The organism is Streptomyces sp. CBMA123 (assembly GCF_014596465.1).
In the GTDB taxonomy this organism is placed as follows: Bacteria; Actinomycetota; Actinomycetes; order Streptomycetales; family Streptomycetaceae; genus Kitasatospora.
Genome location: NZ_MECK01000233.1, coordinates 1 through 8,245, shown reverse-complemented (window position 1 = coordinate 8,245; position 8,245 = coordinate 1). Strand labels below are relative to the sequence as shown.

At 73.0% G+C, this 8,245-nt stretch carries 7 protein-coding genes; 1 reads left to right on the top strand and 6 read right to left on the bottom strand.

Annotation, left to right across the window (positions count from 1 at the left end; translation table 11 throughout):
* Nucleotides 1–184: 184 nt before the first annotated feature.
* A complete protein-coding gene (locus tag BG452_RS24505; protein WP_317621205.1) occupies nucleotides 185–1,594 on the top strand; it encodes an LCP family protein in 1,410 nt (469 codons plus the stop codon).
* On the opposite strand, the gene BG452_RS24500 is transcribed toward BG452_RS24505, so the two are convergent.
* From BG452_RS24500 to BG452_RS48155, 6 genes are all read right to left on the bottom strand, one after another.
* Complete coding sequence (locus BG452_RS24500; protein WP_188306521.1) at nucleotides 1,595–2,209, bottom strand: acyltransferase; 615 nt, start codon at nucleotides 2,207–2,209, stop codon at nucleotides 1,595–1,597.
* Between the two features lie 27 nt (nucleotides 2,210–2,236).
* Nucleotides 2,237–3,277, bottom strand: coding sequence for a glycosyltransferase family 2 protein (locus BG452_RS24495; RefSeq protein ID WP_188306520.1), 1,041 nt, complete (start codon nucleotides 3,275–3,277; stop codon nucleotides 2,237–2,239).
* Between the two features lie 344 nt (nucleotides 3,278–3,621).
* Nucleotides 3,622–6,192 carry an ABC transporter permease gene (locus tag BG452_RS24490; protein ID WP_188306519.1) on the bottom strand — a complete coding sequence of 857 codons (2,571 nt, stop codon included), beginning with the start codon at nucleotides 6,190–6,192 and terminating at the stop codon, nucleotides 3,622–3,624.
* 19 nt (nucleotides 6,193–6,211) lie between these two features.
* Nucleotides 6,212–6,997, bottom strand: a complete 786-nt coding sequence (locus BG452_RS24485; protein ID WP_188306518.1) for an ABC transporter ATP-binding protein — start codon at nucleotides 6,995–6,997, stop codon at nucleotides 6,212–6,214.
* Between the two features lie 255 nt (nucleotides 6,998–7,252).
* Nucleotides 7,253–7,807, bottom strand: coding sequence for an NADPH-dependent FMN reductase (gene ssuE / locus BG452_RS24480; protein WP_188306517.1), 555 nt, complete (start codon nucleotides 7,805–7,807; stop codon nucleotides 7,253–7,255).
* A gap of 89 nt (nucleotides 7,808–7,896) precedes the next feature.
* Entirely contained in the window at nucleotides 7,897–7,974 is a 78-nt protein-coding gene (locus BG452_RS48155) for a putative leader peptide (RefSeq protein ID WP_350517968.1), read from the bottom strand.
* Nucleotides 7,975–8,245: the final 271 nt, after the last annotated feature.

The window sequence follows — 8,245 nt, the reverse complement described above, 5'->3', positions numbered from 1 at the left end:
CCCCGCCCCCTCGCCCACGCCCCCCCCCCCCCCCCCCCCCCCCCCCCCCCCCCCCCCCTCCCCCCCCCCCTCCCGCGCCGCCCCCCCCCCCCCCCCCCGCCCCCCTCGGGGGGGGGCCGGTGCGGGCCGCCGGGACACCCGGCGGCGGGCGGCCGCGGCCGCCAAGCGGCAGCGGCGCCGACGGGTGCTCAAGTGGACGGCGGGGACCGGCGCCCTGGTGATGGTCGCGGGCTGCGGCGGGGCGTACTACCTGTACCAGCACTTCAACAGCAACCTGACCTCGGTCAAGGTCCAGCTGGGCAACGAGGAGGAGCGGCCCAAGGCCGCCGGGGACGCGCTGAACATCCTGGTGATCGGCACCGACAGCCGGCAGGGCCTCGGCCGCGACTACGGCGACGCGGGCAGCACCGGGCACGCCGACACCACCCTGCTGTTCCACGTCGCCAAGGACCGCTCCAACGCGACGGTGGTCAGCATCCCGCGCGACCTGATGGTGCCGATCCCGGAGTGCCAGGACACCACCGGCAAGAAGATACCGGGCTCGGCGCGGGACATGTTCAACAACAGCCTGGGCCAGGGCGGGCGCGACGCGGGCTGCACCTGGAAGACCGTGGAGAAGATGACCGGCATCCGGGTCGACCACTTCGTCCAGGTCAACTTCGAGGCGGTGAAGACGCTCTCCACGGCCGTCGGCGGGGTCGAGGTCTGCGCGGCCAAGGACATCGACGACAAGGACTCGCACCTGAAGATGCCCAAGGGCCGCCACGTCGTCCAGGGCGAGGAGGCGCTGGCCTTCGTCCGCACCCGGCACGCCGTCGGCTTCGGCGGCGACCTCACCCGGATCCCGCTCCAGCAGCAGTTCATCAGCTCGATGATCCGCAAGATCAAGAGCGACGACACCCTGACCAGCCCGAGCAAGCTCTACCAGCTCGCGGACGCCGCCACCAAGGCGCTCACCGTGGACTCCGGCATCGGCAGCGTCGACAAGCTGAAGGACCTGACCCAGGACATCAGCAAGGTCGACACCAAGAACATCACCTTCACCACCGTGCCGGTGCTGGACGACCCCAAGGACCAGGACCGGCTGATCCTGCGGCAGCCGGACGCCGGGCAGGTGTTCTCGATGATCGCGGGCGACCGCTCGCTGACCGAGACGGCCACCCCGCCCGCCGGAGCCACCACCCCGGCCGCACCGGCCCCGGCGGCGCCGAGCGCCACCACCCCGGCGGTGGACGCCAAGGACGTCCAGGTCACGGTGCGCAACGGCAGCGGGACCCGCGGCCAGTCCGGGCCGACGGTGGACAAGCTCAAGGCCAAGGGCTTCGCCCGGGCCGCGGTCGGATCCGACGCGCCGCCCGCCGCGAGCACCACGGTGTCCCACCCGGCCGGCCAGGAGGCCGCGGCCGCCGCGCTGGCCGCCGCCCTCGGGCTGCCCGCCGACGCCGTCCGGCCCAACCCGAAGGCGGGCCCCAAGGACCCGCTGCTGCTGGTGCTCGGCAAGGACGTCCTCGCGGCCGCGCCGCAGCAGCCGGCCGAGGCGCCCAAGGACCTCCAGCGGGTGCAGGCGGACGACGAGGACGTGTGCGCCAAGTAGCTACACCGGCCTGAGCGTTCCGTCCGTCTCGCGGTAACCCTCTCCGGTCCGGGGGCAGTTCCAGAGCCCTGGGCCGGCCGGGCGCAGCGGCTCGCCGGCCCGGCCGACCCAGCCGATCCGGCGGGCGGGCACGCCGGCCACCAGGGCGAAGTCCGGGACGTCCCGGTGCACCACGGCCCCGGCCGCGACCAGCGCCCAGCGGCCCACCGTCACCCCGGCGACCAGCACCGCGCGGCCGCCGATCGAGCAGCCCTGGCGGAGCGTCACCGGCTCGGCGTGCCAGTCGAGTCGGCCCTTGAGCCGGCCGTCGGGGGTGACCGCGCGGGGGTGGCGGTCATTGGTCAGGACGACGGCCGGGCCGATGAACACGCCGTCCTCGACCACCGCCGGCTCGTACACCAGCGCGTGGTTCTGCACCTTGACCCGGTCGCCTATCCGCACGCCCGGGCCGATGTAGGCGCCGCGGCCGATCACGCAGTCCGCGCCGACCACCGCGTCCTCGCGGACCTGGGCCAGGTGCCAGACCCTCGTGCCGGCGCCGATCGCGGCCCGCTCGTCGACGTCCGCGCCCGGTGCGATCCGGGCCGCGGCCGCGTCGTCCTCAACTGTCCCCATGCGCCCCGACGGTAGCCGCTCCAGGGGTCAACCCGCCTGGGAGAGCACGTCCTTCGAGGACGGGCCGATGCTCCTTATCACCCGGCGGGCCAGCGAGCGGGGCGAGGTGATGAAGCCGAAGCCCCAGCTCAGGTGCATGGTCGCGAGCGCCACCGGCAGCAGCGCCTTCGCCCGGAAGGACAGGCCGCGGCCCTCGACCGCCGCGCCGCCGAGGATGCCCAGCAGGTAGACGCCGGGCACCGCCAGGAAGGCCGGATGGACGGCGGCGCCGAGCACCAGGCCGAGCAGCACCGCGAGCAGCGCGCTCGGCGGGGCGAGGTAGCGCAGGTTGACCGAGCCGCGGTGGTAGCGGGTGACCACCCGGCGCCAGCGGCCGTAGTCCTTGTACTGCTTGGCCAGCGCCCGGACGGACGGCCGGGGCCGGTACGTCACCTTCAGCTGCGGGGTGAACCAGACCAGTCCGCCGTCCTGGCGGATCCGGTAGTTCAGCTCCCAGTCCTGGGCGCGGATGAACTCCTCGTTGTAGCCGCCGAGCCGCTCCAGCACCTCGCGCCGGAACACCCCGAGGTAGACGGTGTCCGCCGGGCCGGCCAGGCCGCCGGTGTGGAAGGCCGCGTTGCCGACACCGATCTTGGAGGTCATCGCGGCGGCGACCGCGTGCTCCCACTCGGTCTCGCCCTCGGCGTGCATGATGCCGCCGACGTTGGCGGCGTCCATCTCGCCGAGCAGCCGGACCGCCGTGGTGATGTAGCCGGGGGTGAGCAGGCCGTGGCCGTCCACGCGCACCACTATCGGGTACTGCGAGCCCCGGATCGCGGCGTTCAGCCCCGCGGGGGTGCGGCCGGTGGGGTTCTCCACCGTGCGCACCCGCGGATCCTCGGCCACCAGCTCGGCCGCGATCTCGGCGGTGCGGTCGGTGGAGGGACCGAGGGCGATCACCACTTCCATCGGTCCCGGGTACTCCTGATCCAGGATGCGCCGGACCGCCGTGCGCAGGTGTCGTTCCTCGTTGAGCACCGGCATGATCACGGAAACAGCCGGCAGCTCCTCAGCAGCCTTGGTGTTCATCGGGGCCAACCGTACCGGTGCCGACGCGTCTCCGTCTCGTCCCGGTTCGTCGGTTCCCGGTCCCCCAGGGGGCGGCACCGGCACCGTGATCGAGATCACCGTACCGCCCCGTTCCGCCGGGTCCGAATCGGCGGGGGAACAGTGCAGGTTCGGCGCAGGTTCGGAGCGCGCGGTGAACGGCCGTGAACAGGGCGGAGCCGGTCCTCGGGACCGGGTTCACCGGGTGCCGCCGACGGCCCGGGCGGTCCGGCGGCGCGGGGGCCGGGTGCTTGTGCGCACCCGGCCCCCGCCCCCCGTTCCCCCCGGTTCCCCCGTGGGTCGACCCGACGTCCCCCGTCGCCGGGTCAGTCCGTCGCGATGGCCGCGAGGACGTTCATGCGTCCGGCCCGGAAGGCCGGAACGAGGGCGGCGACCAGACCGATCACCAGCGAGGAGACCAGCGTCACCACGACCGTGGTGGTCGGGACGGAGAGCGTCCCGAGCCCCTGGTCCCGCAGCACCCGCTGGGCGGTGACGCCCCAGGCCAGCCCCAGCCCGGTGCCGAGGACGGCGCCGAACAGCGCGATCACCACGGACTCCAGCCGGATCATCCGGCGCAGCTGGCGGCGGGAGAGCCCGATCGCCCGCAACAGGCCGACCTCGCGGGTCCGCTCCACCACCGACAGCGCCAGGGTGTTGACCACGCCGAGCACCGCGACGGTGATCGACAGGCCGACCAGGCCGTAGATCAGGTAGAGCAGGGTGTTGATCTGGGACTGCATCAGCTCCTTGTAGCCCGCCTGGTCCTTGACCGTCAGCTGCGGGTACTGCTGGAGCGCGTTCTCCAGGGCGGTGAGCGTCCTGGCGACGTCGGTGCCGGCGGAGGCCTTGGCGAAGAACGTCCACACCGGCGGTTGCTCGGCGGCCGGGACGACCTTGGTCAGGGTGTCCAGGCCGACGAAGGCGCCGTCGCCCAGCAGTCCGCCCTTCTGGAACACCACGCCGACCGGCAGTGCCTGGGTGCGGCCCCTGCCGTAGTCGACGTTCACCTGGTCGCCGACCTTGAGCCCGTGGTCCTTGGCGAAGTTCTCGCCGATCCCGAGTGAGCCGCGGGCCACCGCCTCCACCGCGCCGGAGCTGACCGTGGGGTGGAAGTCGGTGCCGAAGAAGGCGGCCGGCACTGCCGTCAGGTCCGTCTTGGCGCTCTGCCCGCCGGGCAGCTGGACCTTGGCGCGCTGGAAGTTCTCCTGGGTGGTGACGTGGTCGATGCCCGGGGTCCGCTTCACCGCGTCGATCATCTCCGCGGTGACCGGGGTCCGGCCGCCCGCGATGATGTAGTCCACGCCCACCGACTTGTCGATCTGCGCACTGGCCGAGCTGACCGCCGAGGCGCTGAACACCGAGGAGCCGATCACCAGCGCCAGCCCGATCATCAGGGCGGCGGCGGTGGCGCCGGTCCGGCGCGGGTTGCGCATCGCGTTGCGCTGGGCGAGCTTGCCGGAGGGCCCGAACAGGGCCGGGAGCAGGGCGCCGAGCACCTTGATGACGACGGTGGCCAGCAGCGGGCCGAGCACCACGAAGCCGACCAGGGTGAGCAGCAGGCCCAGGCCCAGGTACTCGCCGCCGGTGCCCGCCCTGTCGGCCGTACCGGCGAGCACCAGCAGGCCGGCGCCGCCCGCGGTGAGCAGCACGCCGAGGACCGACCGGACGAGGTTGGAGCGGGCCTCGGCCGGGGTGCCGTGGTCGCGCAGGGCGGCCATCGGCGCGATCCGGCTGGCCCGGCGGGCCGGGATCCAGGCCGCGATGACGGTGATCAGGATGCCGACGGCGTAGCCGGCCGCGAAGACGTCGGGCCCGATCTCCAGGTCGCCCGCGTTGAGGTCCATGCCGATCGCGTTCATCAGCTTGATCAGCCCGACCGCGACGCCCAGGCCGACCGCCACCCCGAGGGTCGAGCCGAGCACGCCCAGGATCAGCGCCTCGACCAGCACCGAGCCGTTCACCTGGGCCCGGCTGCCGCCGATGGCGCGCAGCAGGCCGATCTCGCGGGTGCGCTGGGCGACCAGCATCGAGAAGGTGTTGATGATCAGGAAGCCGCCGACGATCAGCGAGATGCCGGCGAAGCCGAGCATCGCGTACTTCATGAAGTTCAGGCCGCTGCCGATCGACTTGGTGTTCTCGTCCTTCTGCTCGGCCGCGGTCTTGACCTGGTAGCCGGGGCCGGCCTCGGCGAGGGCGGCGGCCTTGAGCTGGTCGTCGCTGCGGCTGCCGTCCCCGAAGGCCTCGACGGAGGTGTAGGCCTGCTCGCCGAGCAGCACCTGCTGGGCGGTCGGGGTGTCCAGGAAGGCCAGCGCGGCGCCCGGGTTGGTGGTGGTGAAGGTGGCGATGCCGGCGATCGTGTACGGGTGCTGCCCGCCGGCGTTGTCGACCCGGATCCGGTCGCCGACGCCGAGCTTGGCCTTCTTGGCGGTGTCCGCGTCCAGCACCAGTTCGCCGGAGTTCTGCGGCACGTGCCCGGAGGTGATCCGCACCGGGTTGCGCGGGGTGTCGGTCCAGTTGCCGAGCAGGGTCGGCGCGCCGGTGGTCGGGCCGACCAGCTTGTTGGTGGCCGGGTCGACCAGGATCGCGTTGCCGACCATGACCTGGCCGACGGCGGTCTTCACGCCCGGCACCGCGGCGATCCGCTGGGCGAGCGAGGCCGGGACGGTGGCGGGCTTGTCCCCGGCCGGCGGCTCCTCGTCGTCGGCCGGCTTGGGCGGCTGGACCGAGACGTCGGAGGCGGTGGCGGCGAACAGCTTGGAGAAGGTGCTGGTGGCGGTGTTGGAGAACACCAGGGTGCCGGACACGAAGGCGACCGACAGCACGACGGCGACGAGCGAGAGCGCCATCCGCCCCTTGTGGGCGAAGAAGCTCCGCAGTGAGGTCTTGAGCAGCATGGTTTCGTCGTCCCGCCGCTCAGCTGGTGCGCTTGCCGTCGAAACGGCGCATGCGTTCGAGGACGGAGTCGGCGGTCGGCGCGTGCATCTCGTCGACGATCACGCCGTCGGCGAGGAACAGCACGCGGTCCGCGTAGCCGGCGGCGACCGGGTCGTGGGTGACCATGACCATGGTCTGGCCCAGTTCGTCCACCGAGCGGCGCAGGAAGGTCAGCACCTCGGCGCCGGCCCGGGAGTCCAGGTTCCCGGTGGGCTCGTCGCCGAAGATGATCTCGGGGCGGGCGGCCAGCGCGCGGGCCACCGCGACGCGCTGCTGCTGGCCGCCGGAGAGCTGGGTCGGGCGGTGCTTGAGCCGGCCGGCCAGGCCGACGGTCTCCACCACCTGGTCCAGCCAGGCCTGGTCGGGCCGGCGGCCGGCGATGTCCATCGGCAGGGTGATGTTCTCCAGCGCGTTCAGGGTCGGGAGCAGGTTGAACGCCTGGAAGATGAAGCCGATCTTGTCCCGGCGCAGCCTGGTCAGCTGCTTGTCCTTGAGGCCGGTGATCTCGGTGTCGCCGATCCAGATCCGCCCGGCGCTGACCGTGTCCAGCCCGGCCAGGCAGTGCATCAGGGTGGACTTGCCGGAGCCCGAGGGGCCCATGATCGCGGTGAAGCGACCGCGCTGGATGTCCACGTCGACCGCGTCGAGGGCGGTCACCTTGGTCTCGCCCGATCCGTACGCCTTGGTCACCTGGCGGGCCGAGGCCGCGACGGCGGACGGTCCGCCGGGAAGCTGGGGGTCGTACACGGCTGCTGCCGTCGTCACTGGATTCTCCTCAGAAGTGGCCCACCCGTTGACCCCCACCCTCCCGACACGGTCGGGCCGCGGACCCGACGGAACCGGGTCGCTTTCGGAGGGGTGGGGACGTGAGATCCACGTTAGGAGCCGGGTTCGGACGGCTCGTCCTCCGTCGGAATGAAGCGCTGCAACCAAGGTTCTACGGGTGCGGCACCCCCTCCCCCTAAGGGGTGCCGCGGGCCTTGTCGGGGTCGCCCCGTACGGGGTCGCGCGGGCCGGCGCTCAGCCGACCGGCACCGGGGCGGCCAGCCGTTCGAGGGCGTCGGCGAAGCCCTCCACGACCGGGACGAGCTGGGCGTCGGTCTCGCACTCGACGAGGGTCGCGCCGTCCTCCCCGGCGGTGATGTGGCGGTCGAGCACGAACCAGCCCTGGGTGATGTGGCCGGCGCCCATCGAGCTGAGCACCGGGCGCAGCGCGTAGTCCACGGCGAGGACGTGCGCGGGCGAGCCGCCGGTGGCCAGCGGCAGGACGGCCTTGCCGGCCAGCGCGTACTGCGGGAGCACGTCGAGCAGGGCCTTGAGCAGGCCCGAGTAGGCGGCCTTGTAGATGGGGGTGCCGATGACCACGCCGTCGGCGCGGGCGAACTGCTCGGTGACGGCGACGATCGCGGGGTGGTCGAAGTCGCCCGAGAGCAGCGCGTGCGCGGGCAGGCTGCGGGCCTCGAGGGGGATCACCCGGTGGCCGCGGTCCACCAGGCGCGCGTCGACGTGGCGCAGCAGCCGGGTGGTGCGGGAGGTGGCGGAGGGGGAGCCGGAAACGGACAGGACGGTGGCCATGGTTCACCTCTGGCTGGAAGCGGGAGCGCTTCGCAGCGGCCTCTGCTCGGCTGCTGCGGACGGTGGTCGGTGTGCTCGACGGGCGCGCTTCAGCGACGACAGAGCGAACCGGACACCCGCTGCAGGTCGACGTGCCGCCGACGCGTGAGTGCCCGACTCTGGTCCATGTCCGAAATGCAAACACGGTGCGTTCGAACCGGTCAAGAATCGTTTCGGCAGGCGGAACGGAGGTGACGGGCGCGTTTCACGCCGGAACGATCCGGCGCGTGCATCAAAACTGCTACAAGAGGCCTGGCGGGGGCCCCGGGGGGAGTCAGCCGCAGCGGGGTCGGGCATCCTCGACGGCATGAACACGTGGCAGGAGGGCCGCCCGGGCGGCGGAGGGAACCCCTACGGAGGCAACGGCGGCGGTGCGGCGGCCGAGCCGCCGCTGCCGGC

Bases quoted from the DNA above. Each gene is read 5' to 3' on its own strand.
- BG452_RS24500 (WP_188306521.1), bottom strand. From the start codon at position 2,209: ATGGGGACAGTTGAGGACGACGCGGCCGCGGCCCGGATCGCACCGGGC.
- BG452_RS24495 (WP_188306520.1), bottom strand. From the start codon at position 3,277: ATGAACACCAAGGCTGCTGAGGAGCTGCCGGCTGTTTCCGTGATCATG.
- BG452_RS24490 (WP_188306519.1), bottom strand. From the start codon at position 6,192: ATGCTGCTCAAGACCTCACTGCGGAGCTTCTTCGCCCACAAGGGGCGG.
- ssuE (WP_188306517.1), bottom strand. From the start codon at position 7,807: ATGGCCACCGTCCTGTCCGTTTCCGGCTCCCCCTCCGCCACCTCCCGC.
- BG452_RS48155 (WP_350517968.1), bottom strand. From the start codon at position 7,974: ATGGACCAGAGTCGGGCACTCACGCGTCGGCGGCACGTCGACCTGCAG.